This is a genomic window from Methylomonas sp. Uni0011, from assembly GCF_056850255.1.
Genome location: NZ_JBVVNO010000002.1, coordinates 366,362 through 386,105, shown reverse-complemented (window position 1 = coordinate 386,105; position 19,744 = coordinate 366,362). Strand labels below are relative to the sequence as shown.

Annotated in this window: 16 protein-coding genes; all 16 read right to left on the bottom strand. The window is 49.3% G+C overall.

Annotated elements, in window-relative coordinates; all coding sequences use genetic code 11:
* Positions 1-70: 70 nt before the first annotated feature.
* Positions 71-1,771 (bottom strand): asparagine synthetase B family protein, encoded by a 1,701-nt coding sequence (locus AC0IM9_RS04480; protein ID WP_482803207.1) that lies wholly within the window; start codon positions 1,769-1,771, stop codon positions 71-73.
* 96 nt (positions 1,772-1,867) lie between these two features.
* Positions 1,868-3,214, bottom strand: coding sequence for a phenylacetate--CoA ligase family protein (locus AC0IM9_RS04475; RefSeq protein ID WP_482803206.1), 1,347 nt, complete (start codon positions 3,212-3,214; stop codon positions 1,868-1,870).
* Positions 3,211-4,326, bottom strand: coding sequence for a glycosyltransferase (locus AC0IM9_RS04470; RefSeq protein ID WP_482803205.1), 1,116 nt, complete (start codon positions 4,324-4,326; stop codon positions 3,211-3,213). The genes AC0IM9_RS04475 and AC0IM9_RS04470 overlap by 4 nt, the downstream gene beginning before the upstream one ends.
* Before the next feature lie 82 nt (positions 4,327-4,408).
* Positions 4,409-5,623: a TIGR04063 family PEP-CTERM/XrtA system glycosyltransferase gene (locus tag AC0IM9_RS04465; RefSeq protein WP_482803204.1), complete on the bottom strand. Its 1,215-nt coding sequence runs from the start codon at positions 5,621-5,623 to the stop codon at positions 4,409-4,411.
* 52 nt (positions 5,624-5,675) lie between these two features.
* Positions 5,676-6,701 carry a nucleotidyltransferase domain-containing protein gene (locus AC0IM9_RS04460; protein ID WP_482803203.1) on the bottom strand — a complete coding sequence of 342 codons (1,026 nt, stop codon included), beginning with the start codon at positions 6,699-6,701 and terminating at the stop codon, positions 5,676-5,678.
* A gap of 38 nt (positions 6,702-6,739) precedes the next feature.
* Positions 6,740-7,597, bottom strand: coding sequence for an HprK-related kinase A (locus tag AC0IM9_RS04455; protein WP_482803202.1), 858 nt, complete (start codon positions 7,595-7,597; stop codon positions 6,740-6,742).
* A gap of 371 nt (positions 7,598-7,968) precedes the next feature.
* Entirely contained in the window at positions 7,969-8,757 is a 789-nt protein-coding gene (locus AC0IM9_RS04450; RefSeq protein WP_482803201.1) for a hypothetical protein, read from the bottom strand.
* Positions 8,758-8,856: 99 nt separating this feature from the next.
* Positions 8,857-10,746 carry an XrtA/PEP-CTERM system amidotransferase gene (locus AC0IM9_RS04445; protein ID WP_482803200.1) on the bottom strand — a complete coding sequence of 630 codons (1,890 nt, stop codon included), beginning with the start codon at positions 10,744-10,746 and terminating at the stop codon, positions 8,857-8,859.
* 21 nt (positions 10,747-10,767) lie between these two features.
* A complete protein-coding gene (locus tag AC0IM9_RS04440; protein ID WP_482803199.1) occupies positions 10,768-11,904 on the bottom strand; it encodes a TIGR03088 family PEP-CTERM/XrtA system glycosyltransferase in 1,137 nt (378 codons plus the stop codon).
* Between the two features lie 4 nt (positions 11,905-11,908).
* Entirely contained in the window at positions 11,909-13,105 is a 1,197-nt protein-coding gene (locus AC0IM9_RS04435; protein ID WP_482803198.1) for a TIGR03087 family PEP-CTERM/XrtA system glycosyltransferase, read from the bottom strand.
* 2 nt (positions 13,106-13,107) lie between these two features.
* Positions 13,108-14,127, bottom strand: coding sequence for a FemAB family XrtA/PEP-CTERM system-associated protein (locus tag AC0IM9_RS04430; protein WP_482803197.1), 1,020 nt, complete (start codon positions 14,125-14,127; stop codon positions 13,108-13,110).
* Positions 14,124-14,993, bottom strand: a complete 870-nt coding sequence (locus AC0IM9_RS04425; protein WP_482803196.1) for an XrtA system polysaccharide deacetylase — start codon at positions 14,991-14,993, stop codon at positions 14,124-14,126. Before AC0IM9_RS04425 ends, AC0IM9_RS04430 begins: the two co-directional genes overlap by 4 nt.
* A gap of 7 nt (positions 14,994-15,000) precedes the next feature.
* The gene (gene wecB, locus AC0IM9_RS04420) at positions 15,001-16,125 is read right to left on the bottom strand and encodes a non-hydrolyzing UDP-N-acetylglucosamine 2-epimerase (protein ID WP_445371081.1); all 1,125 of its coding nucleotides are present in this window, start codon (positions 16,123-16,125) and stop codon (positions 15,001-15,003) included.
* 8 nt (positions 16,126-16,133) lie between these two features.
* Positions 16,134-17,162: an XrtA/PEP-CTERM system-associated ATPase gene (locus AC0IM9_RS04415; RefSeq protein WP_278211354.1), complete on the bottom strand. Its 1,029-nt coding sequence runs from the start codon at positions 17,160-17,162 to the stop codon at positions 16,134-16,136.
* Positions 17,163-17,174: 12 nt separating this feature from the next.
* Positions 17,175-18,842 (bottom strand): TIGR03016 family PEP-CTERM system-associated outer membrane protein, encoded by a 1,668-nt coding sequence (locus AC0IM9_RS04410; RefSeq protein ID WP_278211353.1) that lies wholly within the window; start codon positions 18,840-18,842, stop codon positions 17,175-17,177.
* Complete coding sequence (locus AC0IM9_RS04405) at positions 18,829-19,740, bottom strand: XrtA-associated tyrosine autokinase (protein ID WP_278211352.1); 912 nt, start codon at positions 19,738-19,740, stop codon at positions 18,829-18,831. Before AC0IM9_RS04405 ends, AC0IM9_RS04410 begins: the two co-directional genes overlap by 14 nt.
* Positions 19,741-19,744 lie beyond the last annotated feature (4 nt).

The window sequence follows — 19,744 nt, the reverse complement described above, 5'->3', positions numbered from 1 at the left end:
CAGCTTCCACGGACAAGCCGTTTTTGGCCGAAACTGACATTTTTTGTCAACCACTCCGGTTTAAACTGGATTAATAGCCTTTACCGACAAACCAAAGTTCCAACATCATCAGCACCCAAATCAATTCGCCGTAGTACGCGGCGTGAACACTTTGATGCATCTTGATCGCATGCTCCAGAAATTCCGGCCGAAAAAAATCCCTGCGCCCCAAATCGCGAACGGTTTGGTAAGCCATTTGTTTCAATGGCTCGTGGTCGTTCAACCAAATTCCGAACGGCAAGCCGAAGCCGTGTTTCGATTTATTGATGATGGCTTCCGGCAGAAAATCGGCCATCGCTTGTTTATAAAACCAACGCAGTTTTTGACCGCGCAACTTATCAGTCGACGGAATGCGGCAGGATAAATCGACGATGCGTGGATCGAGCAGCGGATAACAGACTTCGACACCGGCCATTTCGCACATCCGGTTGACCTTAACCAGATCGTTGTCGTGCAAAGTGGATTTCCAATCCATGTACAACATTCGATTCAGAGTGCTGGCATTTGCCGGCCGCCAATAGTTTTCGCGCAAGGATTGCATCGGCGCGGAGATATCAACCTCGGTTAGGAAATCCGCTTGAAAAATATCCGCCGCCGCATGGCGATGTAAAAAATTGTAATCCTGCAAACGATCAGGCATCGCGGCCTTGGCTTGTTCGATATATCTTTTGGCTTTAAATGGAATCTTTTGCCTGGCGATCGCGTCCGGCAAACCATCCAGCACATACTCCATTCCGCTGGTTAAGAATTGCGGCAGGCGATGATAGCCTTCGAACAACATCTGCTTGGCATAGCGTTCATTGCCGGCGAAGATTTCGTCGCCGCCATCGCCGGCCAATAGCCGGTTAACGCCGTTGTCTTTTGCCAGTTTTGCGCAGTAGTAGGCCGCAAGCGCCGACGAGTTACCGAACGGCTCGTCGTAGTAGGCAGCAATTGCCGGAACCGCAGCAACCGTATCTTCCGGCGTAACATAATAAGTATGGGAACGTGTTTTAAACGCAGCAACCGCAATATTGGCGTATTCGATTTCGTCATACCCGGCGACTTGAAATCCCATGGAAAAAGTCTTGGCCTTGCCGGGAAATACTCGCGCTAGTGCACCGGCGACGCTGGAGCTGTCCAGCCCGCCACTCAGGAATGCGCCGGTATTTTCGTCGTCTGCCACTCTATCGCGGACAGCTTCGACCAGATATTGTTGCAACTCACGGCCGGACTGGCGTAAATCGCAGTCGTTTTCGAAAAAGTCGGGCTGCCAATACCGATCAATGGCGACTTTACCGCCATGAAAACTGAGGCATTGCCCGCCTTCCAGTTTCATGACCTGTCGATAAATGGTGTTTGGGCTGGGACAATAGTTGAAATAGAGGTAGTCGAAAACCGACTGGGGCGAAATGGCATTGCTCACCTGCGGGTGACGCACCACAAAATCCGCGCTGGAACCAAACACCAATGCGTCGTTGGTCCTCGCGTAATAAATGTGGCTAATCCCAATCGGATCGGTCATTAAAAACGTCGTTTGTTGCCGCTCATCAATCAGCAATAAGTTGACGATGCCGGGCTGACGCCTTAGCGCCTCGATTCCGCGCTGTAGATATGCCTCCAATAAACTCGACAACGCATCGGTGGGATATGCCGATTGCAGCGCCACCAACAACACGCCGCCCACTTGCTTGTAATTGGCCGAGTCAGTCGCTACCGCATAACCGCGGCCGGCGCACTGAACAATCGGCAATTCACCCGCTGTTTGTGTCAGGGTTGCAACCGCCGATTCCGTGTCCGAAACCGGCCCCATCCATCCCGCAAATTTTGTCATAGCTGCCGTTGAAAATTATGGTTTTACATGACTGATCACATACCGAAATTTGCCGGAACGCTCTTTGGGAATGTAATCGGTGTATTTAATGTTGACGGTAACCGCTTGGCCGAGACGCTTTTTAAATTCCGCGACGATTTTTTGCTCGGCTGCATCCCGATAACTGGCGGATTTCACAATTTGTACCGTGGTTTTTTCCAAACTTTCTTGGGTAATCTTAAAAGCCTCGACACCTTCCAGATCACGAAGTACATAAATCAGGGCCAAACCGTGTAGCACAGTCCCGTCGAGCGCAACTACAAAGTCGGTGGTGCGTCCCTGGAGCTCTTCCAGCAACGGCAAACCGCGTCCACATCCGCACATCTTCTCGGACAATATGCCCATGTCGCCAGTGCGATAACGAATGAAAGGAAAGTCGCGGGTTGCCAGATGGGTAACGACAATTTCCCCCAATTCTCCATTGGGCAGTGGCTTTCCGTCTTTGTCCACGATCTCGACGATGATATCTTCCGCCGTAATGTGCATGCCGCCGTGCGGACATTGGTGGGCGATGAAGCCGGCATCGCGGCCGCCGTATCCGTTTGCCACCGGGCAGCCGAATACGCTTTCGATTTTTTCCCGCTGATGATCGTACAGGCGCTCCGAAGTAACAAAGGCCACTTTGACGCCCAAATTATCCAACCTCACCCCGGTTTGTTCGGCGCGACCGGCGATATGCGCCAACGCCGAGGGGTAACCGAATAGCATTTTGGGCCTGATCTGCTGCAACTGACGGATAAAACCATCGACTTTTTCCGCGGACATTTCGAATGCTGGGATTAAATGCGTCCGCAACAACTTGTCCCGTAACAGACGAATCTTATCTTGGGCGCCTAACTCGATTGGCGAACCCCAGATCACAGCCTCAGGATCGCCAATATCCACACCCCACCAGCGCGTTGCGCGCCATTTGGCGGCGACATCGTGGCTGACACGGCGCCTGCCGATATAGAAAATCAACGGCTCTCCACTGGAGCCGCCAGTATTAAATCGCGCCAATCCCACTGCGTCATCCGCGGACATTTCAGGCAAATGCTGCCGTATTTCCGCTTTAGTCAACAGCGGCAACCGGGATAACTCGGATAACTCTATCTGAGTGACATCGAGACCCAACTCGGCAAACAATTGTCGGTAATACGGGACATGGGCCTGCACATCGCTCAAGAATAAACGCAGCGTTTTCAGCTGAGCCTGCCTAATTTGCTGCGGAGACCACCATTGGCTGCGTTCCATATCGCGCCGAACCCTGACCGTCGAGTGTTTTTTCAGGACCTCGTGAAGCGGAAATATCAGCGAAGAGCACAACGAGGTATAAAAACTCATACGTTCACCAAATTATTGAATTCAGACAATAATATTTCGACGCGACCGTCCCAGCTATTTTGTCGCGCATATTCGATAATCGCCTCCCGATTCCAATTCGCAGCTAATGCCACATCGACCGCATCCTGCAACGCTTGCCGGTCTCCAAACCGGACAACGATTCCGAGGTCACTGCTGCAGACCACTTCCCTGTTACCGCCGACATCCGTCGTGACAACCGGCAGACCGCAAGCCATGGCCTCAAGAAAGACGTTGGCCCAGCCCTCGTTCGCGGTCGCCAACACAAATACATCGGCAGCGGACAATACCTGATACAAACGATCGGACGCCATGGCGCCCAGAAAACGCACATCGGCCGTCAAACCCAAGGCTTCGACTTGGGCGACCAAGCGGGCGCTGATATCGCCTTCCGGACTTGCTCCGCCAACAATGAGGTACAACAAACGGGAGTGATTGTTTTTTAAGTCGGGCAATATCTCCAGGACGCGATGAAAGCCTTTTCTATCCACCAAACCGCCGACCGAAATCAAGACCTGGGCGTCGGCGGCAATATTTAATGCTTTTCTGGCTTGGGCTTTATCGATCGGAAAAAATTTTGTGGTATCCACGCCGTTGCCGATCACCCGAATTTTGTTGGTATCGGCACCCAATCCGACCAAATGGGTTTTCAAAGACTCCGATACAGAAAACACTCTGGCCGCGCGAGCTAGGGCGCTTAACATACGCCTCCTCCGGGCAGGAATTTTAGACAACGGTAACTCGGTACCTCGCAAAGTAATAGTCACCGGCAATTTCAACCATAGTCCGAGCCAGGAGGCTGCATGGCCGTCTGGATAGGCGAAGTGGGCGTCAATCAAATTGACCGCCGACTTGTTTTTGAGCTTTAGAAGTACCGGCAAGCTGCAAATTGCCATGAAAAAACCGTCCAGAGCCCGCCCTATTCCCGGCAACGCCAGAAAACGCGGAAAATATACGGTGATGCCGTTTTGTTCTTCTACTAGATCGGGTTGGGGCCTGTATCCTGGATGGAGTTTCCGAATCAACCCTTGCAAAGGGAACCAAGGCACCGGCGAAACCACTACCAACGCGCAATGCCCGGCTACTTTGGACATGCGTTCCCGAATAAATACGCCGGCGTTCGGCCGCACTCGACTGGGATATAACGAACTAAAAACAACGATCCGAGGCTGTCGTTCACACATTGCGTTGGCTTAGCAATCCATTGTAAACGGCTTGGTAATGACTGACGCTTCGCTGCCAGTTACGTTCTCGTTCCACGTAAGCTCGGCCCGCTCTCCGAATTGCATCCCAGTGTCCCTGATCCTGCAACGCAGACAATATGGTATTAGCCAAGGCATCGGCATTGCCCGCCTCAAATAAGTAGCCGGTTTCGCGATCTTTGATCAACTCATGGTGTCCGCCGACATCCGATGCCACCAATATCCGACCTTGCGCCATAGCCTCCAATGGCTTTAGCGGCGTAACCAGATCGGTCAATCGCATCGACATTCTCGGGTAAACCAACAAGTCTACTAAGTTGTAATACTGTTGCACCTGATCGTGCGGTACCCGCCCCGGCATGACGACCCATTCCTGCAAGCCGAGATTTGCAATTTTTTCGACAATTTGCGGCTGTTGCGGCCCACCTCCGACCAACAGCAAGCGGACATTCGGTCGTTGCCGGGCGATTGCAGGCAAGGCGTCCAGCAATAACAACAGGCCCTCGTAGGCGTAAAACGAGCCGATAAAGCCCAAAATGGTTTTTCCGGTCAAACCCAATTGCTTTAATAACTCAGAGTCGGCTTGTTCGCCGTAATTAAACTTTTCTATATCGACCGCATTCGGGATGACGGTGATTTTATCTGCCGCTATCCCGCGTTGAACGATATCGCCACGCAGGCCTTCGCATATCGTGGTCACAGCATCCGCCCGTTTGAACACAAAGGTTTCCAAGTACTTGGTCAACCGATAACGCAAACTACCTTCCAGAGTCGTACCGTGGTCCACCGCTGCATCTTCCCAAAATGCTCTGCACTCATAGACTAACGGTAATCGGAACTTATGTGCGGCTCGGAGTGCGGCCAGACCGTTTAAGGCTGGCGAATGCGCATGCAGAACATCCGGTTTTATTTGCGGAATTATTTCGGTAAGACGCCGATACAGAGTTTCGACTATCGCCCACTGGTTTAAGACCGGCAACCCAGCCAGCCAGCCTGTTGGCTGATCCGAGCGATAAAATTGCAAACCGTCTATCTCTTCGAACGCTGCGGTGTTTCCCAGATGCTTGGCCGATGTGACGTGATAAGTGTCCCAGCCCAATTTACGTTGCTGCCCCAAAATGGCCCGGGTGCGGAAGGTATATCCGCTGTGCAATGGGATGGAATGGTCCAATATATGCAGAATTTTCATGTCAATTATTATTGTTTTGCAATTAGCTGCGACCCCCAGAGAGCATCACAAACTAATGTTTTTCTTTACCCATCAGCCTAAACCAAGCTTTTCTAGACAAATGCGGAAACAGCAAATACCAGGGCATTTTCAGCCAATGGGACCTTACATATAACAGCCATCGGGCTAACCCAGTCCATTGATCGCCGCAACTCGGGTGGGCCGGCATGAGCGCCCTGAGAAACAAGAAATCCATCATCTGTAATCCGAAGCGTCCCGGCGCCGCCTGTTGGCTTCGTTGCTGCACTTCCACAGAAATGGGTGTTTGCAGAATGATATTCAGATACCGGAAAGCATAAAAAATACTCCGCTGTAGCCCCAACTCAAAAGCCCGCTCGACCACAAGCATAGCAATATCCTCAGAACTGTTTCTAAGCAAACTGTCCAGGTCCACCAAATCGCGCAATCCGTGATCCAATTCGCCATCGTAAAACAAATGTACCGCGCTGTGGACTACCATGTCCGGCATTTGCAACACACGAATTTGCGGATTGTCGCCTACATTGACTGCTGCTTCGATAAGCAAACTGGCATTAGGACAGGCTTTGGATGTGAGCGGCAGAATATTATGATGCAAATCGATAACGCTGCCGCGAAATACATGCCGCAACGGCGGTATTTCGTGCATCCATTTCCGGTAGTAATACTGATCGTACGTATTATGCAAACTACTGACCCAGCCATGGGCCATTAACTTTTTCTCGGCATCGGCGATGACCGGTTTCGGTACCAACAAGTCGATATCCGAAAAAAAACGGCCTCTAGCAGCCGGACAGGCAGAAGCGGCATAGGCGGCACCCTTAAGCAAGATTAAAGGCAAGCCCAACTCAGCAGCCACTTTCTTTAGGTGATGAATTTCCCACAACAAATCGTTGACTTGCTTATCGGTATGAACCCGCGCCGATTGCAAATGACGAAACGCTCTACTCGGAATCGAGTCAGGATCGAACCGATAACATAAGACGCCCGCGAGCATTGACGCTTGAGCTTGGCGAATCAATAGCTCCCATTGTTTCAACGTCAGTTCTGGCGCCGACATCTCGCCGTTAAGAACTTTTACGATAAGAGGAAACTCGATCATTTTTTCGAGTAGGCCAAGTTCTCGAATGCCGCTATTGCATCGTCAAGCCGACTGTATCGAAAACGGTAACAATCGGCTCGGTCAACGATATCAGTAAGCACATTAAACCCGGTTGCGGCCAATATGCTGTAGTTGAACGAATTATCCGCCAGTTCCATAACGGTCTCGGCTTTACCAATGTTTAGAAGCTCGGCCTCAACTCCTTGCTGGTATTTAGGGAACACCACCCAACCAATGGGACTCGATTGGTGTTGCATTTCGACGCTGGCAGTAGGCGGTTGCACATGGCAAACGCTACCTTTGACCGTGTCAGAGCTTAATGGGCCGAATACCGCTTTGGGGTAGCGGCACCGGATTAGATCGATAGACGCATTCTTTAAACTAATGGGACGTGGGAAAGGAGTCGCGGAACCGGTCTGAAGATCCACCAAGGTTAATTCGTCGGACAGCAAGCGCCACCCTTCTTGTACCAAACTAGCCGTCAACGTACTTTTTCCCGAACCAGGCGGCGCCGGCATTACCACTGCGTAACCGTGTTTCTCGACCACAGCGGCGTGAATGATCAAAAATGTATTGATTTGGCTGGAAACACACCAGTTCATACCCCACTCTATTAAAGCGGGGGCATGCTGATATGGCAACGGGTCAAACGGTGCGAAGCCGTCCGATAGAAAAACAGCCTTCTTGCGAAAAAAAAGTCTGCTTAAATCGTTTACGACATTTAAGTCGACATGAAAGTCAATGAAGGAGTCATCCGCTAATTCGTAATCTCCATAGAGAGAAGATATAGCTTCCGCCAGACACTTAATTCTTGACTTAATTGAAAATACGAAACAACCGATTTGAAGTATCAATCCGCTCCCGGATATCGCCTCGCGAACAGCAGGTAAACTTAACTCACGTACTCGCAACGAATTGTTTCGATAAGGTTAATTTTGGAAATTTCTGCGAGAGTCGATAGCATCAAATCGCGCGACTGACACACGTCGGTTTTATCGCCATTTGTTTGACCAGCCCACTCCAGCAAATCGTCTAGACTAAATATAGCCCCCGAACAGCAATATTCAAGGAAAGATTTTGAAACACCTGCCATAAGGTGGGTTTCGCCAGAGGGCTCATGGAAAACAAGCAATGCGTCATCATACTCATGGCATATCACATTTCCAACACTACGCCACAGCACGGTAGCACCATTTAGCATAGGCGGGATTACTTCCCCCAAATACTAACAATTACCGATAAGGTGTTTGCAAAAACCGATAACCGTCGCCTCATCATAATCTGTGTAACATCTTCTGACATCGGCCGGGGTAGTGCCTATAAAGTTTTTGCCATGGCAGGCATTTACAAACAACCAAGCGAAACAGTTGTCCAGAGTGTAACTTCCGGCACTCAAATCTCGAATGCAATCGTGCAACGATCTGTCGTCAGGCACTCCATTGCTTCGCGCGTATTCCAAGGTGATATAAGTTGAAGCATTTTCTAAGGACTTAACATCAGCATGCTTGAACTGGCCTACAGTGTTGTACTGAGACACGGTGCTGTTTCCAACGGTTGAGTCCCAGGTGTCTCTCGCTCTCCACTTACCTTTCGTGGAGTCTGTGGAGGTAGATGGCGCACCGTCACTCAACAATCTATCACGCAAACAATAGCCGCCTTCCAAAGCTGCCCCACTTTCGTGAGTCTTGGAGAATGGCCTGCACTTGATGGTGGTGTTTGTCGGCCAATTTGTTGCCGTGCCTGCTCCACAGTAATAACTGGGCGGATTTGGAGTCGGCGGCACATAGGTTCCTGTGCCTGAGGGATCGACATTCCCAGCGCTGGCGTAAGATTGAAAACCGGAAATCGTGCCACAACTCCGTTTCCCTCCGCCCCATGCCGAACGGTTGGCTAAAGTCATGACGATCGGAACAGCGACACCGGCCTTTGCGAACGTCCGCCGCGTTTTGTCTACGGCCGCACCGCCGGTTGATTGTTCGCCATGTTCGGGCAACGTATTATTTGCATCGCTCATTTCTGCTCACCCTGGATTTAACTTTGAATTACGTCACACTTTAGCAAAACACTTTTCCGGTGTCTATTGCACAGTTGTACAAGGGGTATTTCTTAACTATCAGGTCAGATTATTCCGCGCAAAGGCCTCGAACATCAATAGAGACCAAATTGCGGCACTGTAGTCGCGCAAACCTGATTGGTGCTGACTAACGATATGCTGCAAATAACTATGATCGAACCAACCTGTGTTCGCCAGCGTACTACCCAACAAAGCGTCTTGCACCCGCTGTTTCAAAGGACCTCTAAACCAACTGCATAGCGGCACCGAAAAACCCATTTTAGGTCGATAGAGAATATCGTACGGCAAATATGACTCCAAAGCTTTCTTGAAAACATATTTACCTTCCCGACCTTTTAACTTTAATTCAGGCGGCAAAATTGCCATCCACTCCACCAGTTTATGATCTAGCAACGGCACACGTACTTCCAACGCGTGAGCCATACTGGCCCGATCGACTTTGGTCAAAATATCACCAGCCAAATAAGTCTTCAGATCTAAATACTGGACCATCGACAACGAATCCTGCGGAGCCCGATCCCGGTAACGATGGAACACCTCAACCGCCTGATAGCCTTGCAAATCACGCCGCAAACTTTCGCTGAACAATTCGGTACGCATAGCATTCGACAACACCGAAACGCTATGGAAATAACCGGCCATAGAATCTCGACCGATCGCCTCCAAAGTCGTTTTTGCGCGAAGTATTTTCGGCGCCCAATCCAACTTCGGATAGGCCCTACCGAGAGCGGAAAACAACGGCATGCGCAATGCGTCCGGCAATACGCATCGGACCCGTTCTTCATAGGTGTGCCAGCGGTAGCGGCGATATCCAGCCAGATTCTCGTCGCCGCCATCACCGGAAAGCGCCACGGTAACCTGCTTCTTGGCCAATTCGCACACCCGATACGTGGGCAACGCGGAACTGTCGGCGTAAGGTTCATCGTACAAGCCGGAAAGCTGATCGATCAGACTGAAATCATCTGGATCGACCTGCTCTACGCGGTGGGCGGTGTGGTAACGCTCGGCAACTCTAGCGGCAAATTCAGACTCGTTAAACTTAGGGTCACCGAAAGAAATCGAACAGGTGTTCACCGGATCAGCGGACAAACCTGCCATCAGCGCCACCACACCGCTGGAATCAACGCCGCCGGATAAAAATGCGCCTAAAGGCACATCGGCAACCATCCTAATTTTAACCGCTTCCCGCAAACGAGCAATTAGCTCCTCGCCGGCTTGGACGGGGTCAATCGAACCCACAGGCTGGAACGTTACATCCCAATATTGCTTCGGCCGAAAACCCGCATCGCCCCGCTTGATGGTCAAGCAATAACCGGGCTCCAACTTGTACACACCCCGGTAGATGGTCTTCGGATCGGGAATGTAACCAAATCCGAAGTAGTCCTCTATGGCCGTGACATCGACGTCCTTAGGCAACAACGGATGCTGCGTCAATGCCTTGAGTTCAGAACCAAAAATAAAATGTCCGTTTGGCAGCTCCGCATAGAACAAGGGCTTAACCCCAAGACGGTCACGAGCCAGGAATAAGGTTTGCTTCAGCCTATCCCAAATCGCAAATGCAAACATGCCGCGCAAGCGTTCGACACAAGCCTCGCCCCACGCCTGCCAAGCGTACAAAATCACCTCGGTGTCGCAGTGAGTTCTAAAGCCGTAGCCTAAAGCTTCGAGTTCCAAACGTAGTTCAGGAAAATTATAAACTTCGCCGTTGTACGTCAACACGACGTTTCCGTCCTGGCTGTGCATCGGTTGCTGCCCACTGGACAAATCAATAATCGATAAGCGGCGATGACCAAATCCTAATCCAGGTTCAGTATGTAACCCACCCTCATCCGGGCCGCGATGGAACTGGGACTCGTTCATGCGCGACAGCAGACTGCGGTCTATTTCGCTCAATCCCCGAATATCGAAAATACCCACTATCCCGCACATATAAAATCTCTCCGACGCAAATTATTGCCCGTCATACACTTGCTGGTAACGAGCCACCATACTATCGATTGAAAACTCAGCATGAATTCGCTTCAGGGAACCGTCTCCAAAGCGGCGGCGGCATTCGCCATCTAACGCCAATTCAGTCAAAGCCATCGACAGACTTATGACATCCTGAGCCGGAACCAATCGGCCTGTCTCCCCATCGATCACGAGCTCCGGATTGCCGCCGACACGGGTTGCGATAACCGGCAAACCGCTAGCCATTGCTTCCAAAATCGTATTTGAGATCCCTTCTGCAATCGAGGGCAACACAAAAATGTCCATTGCACGCAATATCACCGGAATATCGGCTCTCTCTCCAGGCAACCAGACGCAATCCGCTAAATTCGAGGCACTCAACAAATCGATAGCTTCTGCTTTCAACGGGCCATCGCCAATTAAAAATAATCGGCAACGTTCGGCAAATTCGGCCGATTGCTGACAGCTTAGGATAAAAGCGCGGACTAGGGTAATTTGGTCCTTAACCCCATGCATACGGCCGACGGTACCAATCACAACTTTATCGCGCAATGCCAAACCGCAACCATCCGGAACGATAGCGTCATTCTCGGCAGGATAAAACACCGTTGTGTCGACTCCGTTACAAATACGAGTAATCTTGCTTCCCGATATTGCCACCCTATCCCGCAGGTAGCTTTCCAGATGGCTGGACAATGGAATAAATCGATGAATAATCGACCCCAGCATTCTGCGTAACAACTGATACTTGACGTTGCTCCCGTCGGGATCGAACACATCCCAGCCATGCTCGCCATGTATGCGGTAACCCACACCCGCCAACAAAGCGCAAACTTGGTATTCGATGGCCGCTAAATTCCGCGTGTGGACGATTGCCGGCCGCAATTGCTTCAATAACCGATAAACGCTACGAAAGGAGCGCCAATCCTGACCGGGCCGTTTGTGCAATTCAAAAATTTCGACGTCGGGCCGGCAGATACGCTGACTGAAATCGGTGCTTTCAGTCAAACAAATGATCGCGTGACGATAACGAGTTGTCGGCAATTTATTGACAATATTAACCAGACCATTTTCGAGCCCACCAACTCCCAGTCGGTAAATGATATGTACAATCAACGGCGGCTTCGCTTCCGACACAGCCTCACTCCCCAGCTAGCATTTGGCGCAGCCGCCGGCCATTCTCAGCCCACCCGAAACGGTCTTGCACAAAACGGCGGTTTGAATCACCAGGCTCCGGCTGGTTTTCTAAAAACGCCAAAACCCGGTCGGCGTAATTTTCCGCGGTGTCGGCCACCGCCAACTGCAAATCCTGCGTGATCGGTATGCCTTCCATTCCGGCAGAAGAGACAACCACTGGCTTATTCATCGCCAAGGCTTCCAAAACCTTATTTTGAATACCGCGAGCAATCCGCAACGGCGCCACGATCAAATCGGCGTAGGCTATATATGGTCTGACATCGTCGACGCGACCGGTGACAATCACCGCAGCACTATTCTCGGCCAACTGCAGAACCTCTCGCGCCGGTTTGGAGCCGACGATGTAAAAGCGCAATGCTGGACTTCTTGCCAAAATCAACGGCAACACTTGTTCCGCAAACCATTTAACCGCATCAACGTTGGCCCAATAATCCATGGCTCCGGTAAAGACAATCGATTTCATATCGGCAGAGAACGGCCGTTGATAACTAAGCGCAGGATCAAAGCGCTCTATATCGACACCATTATTCACGTAAGTAATTTTGTCCGCGGCCTCGGGCGCCAACGATCTGAATAGACGGGCTTCTTGTTCCGACACGAACAAAGTGGCGGCGGTGCGCGCCGCCATGACGCGCTCGAACTCCAACAACTTTTGGGCCTCGCGCCGATAAACCCAGCGAGCAGGCCACGCCTTGCTCTGGGCGTATTGCCGCCATTTGTCGGAATCGACATCAACAAAATCGGCAACAACCGTTAACGCAGCATGCTTACGCACGAACTGAGCCATAGGCGAAGAAAATATCAACGCCCGATCGATAGAATGCTCACGGATAGTCTGGTCTACCCAAGCTTGCAATTCGGCATTGCGATAATACGGTAAACTTAAGGCTTCATTCGTCAACAAGCCGGACACGCTCTTGAGTTTTGCGAGTCGAGGATCGAGATCGACGCAACAGACTTGTTTACACACATCAGCCAAGGCACCGACGTACTGGCGATCATCAGGGTCGTCTACAAACGTACCTAGAAAAATGTCGTAGTCTGCCAACAACGCCTGTAAAAAGTGAAAGGAGCGGATCTTATCGCCCTTGTTCGGCGGATAAGGTATCCGATGAACCAGATAGAGCAAATTGGGCTTCATGCTCAACCCAAGTCTTTAGCTAACCAAGGACCGATCCACTGACTAACCGGGAGCGGCAGTTTTTTCCAAGCAGCTATAAACAGTTGGTATTTCGGATTCAGCGGATTGATTTCCGGAATTTGTTTTGCCGTTACTAAATCTACTTCATAAAACAAGGGCTCGGGCTCGAAACCCCAGTGTTTCTTGAAACGGAAGGATCCGGTACCGATTTTACTGCGGCCGTAATCGAAAATCTTGTACCCTCGCTCTACAGCACGACGCATCACTTCCCAATACATGAAATCGTTACCTTTCAGATCCCTAGCTGCTTCAACACCGCCGCCGTAGTAGGGTAAAACCTCATCCTTGAAATAGAAATTCATGACGCTGGCAATTAAGCGCCCTTCATGCTCTACAGTCAGCACTTCGCAACGGTTGCCGAAAACTTCCTTTAGGATGCGAAAATAGTTTTTCGAAAAAACAGGCGTGCCTAAATTTCTGACACTTTCCGAATAGGCGGCATAGAAGCGATCTACATTGTCGTCGATAATGCTAACCAAACCGGCCTTGATACCGGCACGTACCATCGCCCTTTGTTTTCTGGGTATCGCGTTTAGATTTTTTTCGACGTCCGGATCCAGTTCTTTTCTGAAGGTCACGTAAAGTTCTTTATGAGGCCACTCTGGATGTGCCTGCACCCGATTTCGCATTTCCAGACAATCGACCCTCAAATCCCTCGCTAATTGCTGCGCCTGCGTTTTTAAGGCCGTGAATGACTGATCGTCACTCGCCAGGATACCGCCGTATACGCAGAACGCATTCGAAACCAAAGTATTTCCGAACAACGGACTTTTAATGTGGGTTAAGGGCAATATCCCGGTGATTTGACCGTCTCGCTCGCAATAATAGTAATAAGTAGGATGCCCGAAAGCCTGTTTGATTACTTGCTGCCACCCCGCCAAATGAAAAAAACTGCCTCCGGAAGTTGCCAAAACAAACTTATCCCAACGCTCTGTTTGGGAGGGCTCAAGCAATTTAATCATGGTTGGTGGGGACGGTCTGATTGGGTTAGGAATACATTACGCATGGTGTCCCAGGCAAAATCGCTAAGCAGGTTATCCAGTCTATGGTGCATCTTGCCGAGATTTAGGTAATGCCTAAAGCGGGTTTTAAACGATAATCCCTCTCGCCGGGGCTGCTCCGGATCGATTTCCCACGGGTGAAAATAAAATATACCGGGCTGCTTCTCGTAATTATTAATATAGCGGTAAGCCCACTTAGAGAAAGAATAGGGATATAAGCGGAAAAATCCGCCGCCACCGCACGGAATATTACGCTGGAGCAGATTCAACGTGGTTATCGGAATTTCCAATAAGCCTGGGGCGTTGGCTGGCCGATAAGCGAAACGCGGCGCATTTGGCATGCCGTATAAATCGTGCTTTACTGGATAAATGCTGGAACTATAAACAAACCCTTCTTCTTGCAAAATTTCCAAAGCCCAAAGGTTTTTTGCGCCTATCGAATAGCTAGCAGCTCGGTAGCCGATAACCGCCTGCCCCGAAGTATCTTCCAAAATAGTTCTACTCAGGCGCAGGTCTTCTCGAAATTGGTCCGGCGTCTGTTCAGTAACGCGAGTATGCTGGTAGCCGTGGGACGCTAACTCGTGGCCATCGGCAACGATTCTCCGTATCAGTTCAGGATAACGCTCGGCGACCCAACCCAACGTGAAAAACGTCGCTTTAACCTGCCTCTGCTCAAACAAATCAAGAATTCGGCTGGTATTTTGCTCTACCCGGTGCGGAAGATTATCCCACTGGTCGCGCGCTATATGCCGCTCGAATGCCGACACCTGAAAGTAATCTTCGACATCCACTGTCATCGCGTTAACAGGCTTAATTGCTGCGTTCATCAGTTTGTTAGCCCGCTAATTGATAATGCCGCAAAATCTCCTCCACGATTCTAACGGCCGCCCGACCATCCCAATATTCAGGCACCCGACCTGATTTACCGCCGGTTGCCATAATATCGTCGACACACATCATGATTTTGCTAGGGTCACTACCCACAATAGTATTGGTACCTTCAGTTACGGTAATAGGCCGCTCGGTATTTTCGCGCAGGGTGATACAGGGCACACCCAATGCAGTGGTTTCTTCCTGTAGCCCGCCCGAATCAGTCAACACTAACTGGGCTGACTGCATCAATCCCAAAATCTCCAGATAGCCCACTGGTGGGAGCAATACGATATTCTGCTCCGCCAACTCCGATAACAAACCAGCCTCGCGCAGTTTTTGCTGGGTCCGAGGATGTACAGGGAAAACCACAGGCAATTTTTTACTGATATCCACAATTACCGAAACCAAGCGCGATAGTGTTTCAACATCATCGACGTTAGACGGCCTGTGCATAGTTAACAATGCATACTTTTTTTCGGAGACAAGGCAATCGACGCCATATTTTTGCAAAATCTGAGACAAGGAATCGGCCTGTCTGCAATTCGCCAGCAGGGTATCTATCATGACATTGCCGCTGAATTTGATCCGCTCGAGCGCAATTCCCTCTTTAACCAGATTGGTTTCCGCGGCTCGTTCGGTCGTAAATAGCAAGTCCGAAATCTGATCGGTAAGAATACGGTTTATCTCTTCCGGCATCTCCCGATCAAAACTCCGCAATCCTGCTTCCACATGAATCAGCGGAATATTTTTTTTAACCGCTACCAATCCGCATGCAATCGTAGAATTAACGTCACCAACAACCAGAACGGCAATGGGTTTGACCTCGTCCAGAACCGGCTCGAAACGCAACATGACATTTGCGGTTTGGACCGCATGCGTCCCCGATCCAACCCCCAAATCGCAATCCGGCTCCGGAATACCCAATTGTTGGAAAAACGTATCCTTCATCGTTTGATCGTAATGTTGGCCGGTATGCACAAGATAAGGGACGATCCGATCTTTTACCTGTTGCATTTGCCGAATAATAGGCGCCATTTTCATAAAATTCGGCCGTGCGCCGACGACACAGACTATAGTTTTAGGCATTATTAACCCTATTCGGAATCCGTTGTTTCACCGTAAACGCTATCCATATCCAACTGTAGCAAGATCGCCTTTCTCAGCAGGGCTTTCTCCTTATTGGCGCTAACCCTTAAGCCGTCCACGATACTTTCCAAGCGATCCAATCTTTGCTCCAAGCTCGCATCGAGACCACCAACACGACTGGAAACCAGGGGCGGCATATGAAAGTCTTCATCTCCCGATTCGAGCAACATCTCCTCTTTGACTTCGACAATCACCTTTTGCACAGCTTCTTCGTTCAATAGTGCCAGTTCCTCCAGATAACCGAACAACAATAAACGATCGCACAACGAGTTAATACGCCGAGGTATACCGCCGGTAAATTCGTGAATCACATCGAAAACACCCGGAGCAAATTCCGGCGTTCCGCGCCAACCGGCAGTTTGCAGGCGAAACAAAATATATTCCTTTGTTTCTTCCAAATCCAAAGGATCGAGTTGGAATGTGGAAACTATGCGTTGTTTTAACTGTTCCATGTCAGCCGCATAAATAGTGCGCTTCAATTCCGTCTGTCCAACCAAAAACACCTGGAATACTGGGTTGCCGTTCACATCCAGATTCGTCAACATTCGCAACTCTTCCAGCGACTGTTTAGGCAAATTTTGCGCTTCGTCCACAATCAGCAATAACCGCCTTCCTTCTCTGGCTTTTTCGACGATGAATTTTTCAAAGCCCGATAGCAAACTAGCCTTGTCAGTCAAGGAAAATGTGAAACCGAACGTTGATGCAGCCATTCTCAGAGTATCTTCCGGCCCGACCTGAGACGTCATCATTACGCCGATCAACAATTTGTCTTTATTCAAATTTTTGATCAAACTTTTTACCAACATGGTCTTGCCGGTACCGGGCGAACCGATGACCAACACAAAGCCTTCACCCTGGGTCAGGCCATAATGCATATAAGCCAACGCCCGTTTATGGACTGAGCTTTGGAAAAAGAAATCAGGATCCGCGCTGAGCTGAAAAGGCTTTTGGGTGAGATTATAAAAACCGTCGTACATTCTTAAGATAATTCAGAAACGAACATTGAAGTTGGCTGTTGCACGGTTTTCAGTATAGTCGAAACGTGAAGTGTCAGAACTTTGGTTGATGTGGCGAAACTCTAATCTGGTATTCATCAGTAACGGTCTTCCGAGATTTATAGGTATTGCTCGCGTAAGGCCCAATGCGACATCGTACCGGGTGTTATCCGTAATTTGGCCCTCGTTATGCTGCCAAGATGGCCTTAGGTAAAAGTCCAACCTTGGCTCGATTTGCCACTGCCACCCGCCGGAAATGCCATAAGACATGTCCTCGCCAGCTCGAAGTTCGTACGAACGCCTCTCGTTATAAACCGAAGCGTTATAACTGCTTTTGCCGGATTGATAACTGACCGACAATGCTCCGCGTTTGCGAATAATGACATCATTGACCAAATCGAATGGATTTGCCACGAGCCGAGAGTTATTAAAATTGGGGCCGGGAATTAACCGAGTTCCGGTTGGGTCTGACGGATCCACCATCAAAAAACCCTGAGTAATTAAATCTTGAGTGTTAATCACTTGACTCAGATTCCCAGATGCATCCCTGAGGAAATAGCCCTGCTCGGTCAATAACTGCTGAGTTGTGGTAGTCTCTTGACTATAGTTGAAGCCGATATTAGCTCGCTGAAGCTGATACCTCAGACTCGCATCCCAAGAGTCTCCAGTGTTCAGCCCTACATCCTTGTTACGATAGGTAATGGTAGAACTAAAATTGTTCGACGGATTAAATTGTAGCGTGGCATGCTTGTTATTACCCAAACCTACTTCTAACCAATACCAGCGGCTGGGGCTCCAGCGTCCGCCAAGAGTATAGAAGAAGCCGTTTCGTATACTATTTTGCGTAGTCTGATAATCATTATTTTCGAACCCTGCCTGACCGAAAACGCTGAACTTTCGATTAAAAAAATAACGCATATCTCCTTGATACTGTTCAAAACGGACGTCCTGACCTGTTCCTCTAGTTTGTTCCGTCGACGAATAATTTAGAGCCCAATTCACGCTGCTAAAAAAAGATCCGCTCGATAAACGGGCTTGGCGCGTAAAAGTATCGGAATCAGTTACAAAATTATCCGGGACCACACCTGTTGTCCCTTCCGAAGTAGCGTTGTCAAAAGTAGACCGGCTATATCCAACCTTGACCAAACCACTCCCAAACGAACCGAACCGTGGCGTCCAATAAGGAGAGATACTAAAGTTCTTATTCTCGGTTCGCCCACCGGAACCAGAAATATTATCGGTGGTAACAAAGGCATTACTAATATTTTGTTGACTAATTGAACTTGTAGTCTGTATGTATAAAGTATTCCTGATCGCCTGATACAAAGACGACATATTCAGTTGGTGGTTAAAATCCAGATCATCACGCCCACCGGCATTGTGCAAACTCTGCAGCCGATAATTCAGATTAAAATTACTCCAAGGGGATGCACCGTTTAATGATAGCCCTGGGGTAACTTCGGTCACGAAGCCGCTTTTTTTATCAACGTTAGCGAGATTTATATTGTCAGTGAACGTTTCGGAAGCAGATAAACTAGGAGTCACGCGCCAATCAAATCCGTAACAGACTTCTGAAAAACCAAAATAAGCAAAAAGCCCTGCGGCAAGCAGACGCCGGCTGGCTTTATCAAACGAAACCCCACGACAATCAAAAATGGCCATATTTCCCGTAACTGTAGTTATGACCGTATATATCTATTTCTTTTCTCGTTTTATTTAGCAACGTCATTACCACGTCACAATTGCTCAGTTTCGAAACCGATTCATTTACAACACTCTGCGGAGTAACTTCAGCAGCAATAACAAGTACGACCTGCCCAACAAGCTCGGCAAGAATCTGAGCCTGGGTAGCAACCAAGAGCGGCGGGGAGTCAAAGATAACGATACGATCCTTATAGCGGCGACTAACTTCCTCGGCAAACAAATACATTCGCTGACTAGACAACAATTCGGTTGAATACTTATGCCGCTTACCCGCAGTAATAATGCTCAAATTCGGCAAATCGGTTTTTAATAAAATATCTGAAAAAGTGACTCTGTCGTCCTCCAAGTATTCAATCAATCCGCGAGAGTTATCAATTCCAAGCTGTTTTGCTACGCCCGGTTTTTCTACATCGGCATCAATAAGCAGAACGCTTTTATCTCTTTCATTAGCGATGCTAAGTGCCAAATTAATCGAAACGAATGTTTTCCCTTCTCCAGGTAAACTGCTACATATTAAAATCAGGTTAGACCGGTTAATCCCGTTATTCTCAGCACCTTGGATATTGTTAACCAAAGGACGCTTTATCACCCGAAACTCTTCAGCAAGTTGAGACTTAGCATTGTTACTATCAATGAAACCATTTTCAGATAGTGCTTGCCAATCGATAACGACCTGCCTGTCCGCAACGACTTTGGTCCCAATACCTAAATTTGTGTTGTCGGACTCTACTAAATCGATATCCTGCAAACCCGGCTTTTTACCGACACCCAAACTGGCTGACTCGACAGCTTCGCTATTGGCAACCAAGCCTTGTTTAGCCGCTTTCTTTAGCGCATTTTCAATAATACTCATCATTAAC

Bases quoted from the DNA above. Each gene is read 5' to 3' on its own strand.
- AC0IM9_RS04475 (WP_482803206.1), bottom strand. From the start codon at position 3,214: ATGAGTTTTTATACCTCGTTGTGCTCTTCGCTGATATTTCCGCTTCAC.
- AC0IM9_RS04470 (WP_482803205.1), bottom strand. From the start codon at position 4,326: ATGTCCAAAGTAGCCGGGCATTGCGCGTTGGTAGTGGTTTCGCCGGTG.
- AC0IM9_RS04465 (WP_482803204.1), bottom strand. From the start codon at position 5,623: ATGAAAATTCTGCATATATTGGACCATTCCATCCCATTGCACAGCGGA.
- AC0IM9_RS04460 (WP_482803203.1), bottom strand. From the start codon at position 6,701: ATGTCGGCGCCAGAACTGACGTTGAAACAATGGGAGCTATTGATTCGC.
- AC0IM9_RS04450 (WP_482803201.1), bottom strand. From the start codon at position 8,757: ATGAGCGATGCAAATAATACGTTGCCCGAACATGGCGAACAATCAACC.
- AC0IM9_RS04445 (WP_482803200.1), bottom strand. From the start codon at position 10,746: ATGTGCGGGATAGTGGGTATTTTCGATATTCGGGGATTGAGCGAAATA.
- AC0IM9_RS04435 (WP_482803198.1), bottom strand. From the start codon at position 13,105: ATGAAGCCCAATTTGCTCTATCTGGTTCATCGGATACCTTATCCGCCG.
- AC0IM9_RS04430 (WP_482803197.1), bottom strand. From the start codon at position 14,127: ATGATTAAATTGCTTGAGCCCTCCCAAACAGAGCGTTGGGATAAGTTT.
- AC0IM9_RS04425 (WP_482803196.1), bottom strand. From the start codon at position 14,993: ATGAACGCAGCAATTAAGCCTGTTAACGCGATGACAGTGGATGTCGAA.
- wecB (WP_445371081.1), bottom strand. From the start codon at position 16,125: ATGCCTAAAACTATAGTCTGTGTCGTCGGCGCACGGCCGAATTTTATG.
- AC0IM9_RS04415 (WP_278211354.1), bottom strand. From the start codon at position 17,162: ATGTACGACGGTTTTTATAATCTCACCCAAAAGCCTTTTCAGCTCAGC.
- AC0IM9_RS04410 (WP_278211353.1), bottom strand. From the start codon at position 18,842: ATGGCCATTTTTGATTGTCGTGGGGTTTCGTTTGATAAAGCCAGCCGG.
- AC0IM9_RS04405 (WP_278211352.1), bottom strand. From the start codon at position 19,740: ATGATGAGTATTATTGAAAATGCGCTAAAGAAAGCGGCTAAACAAGGC.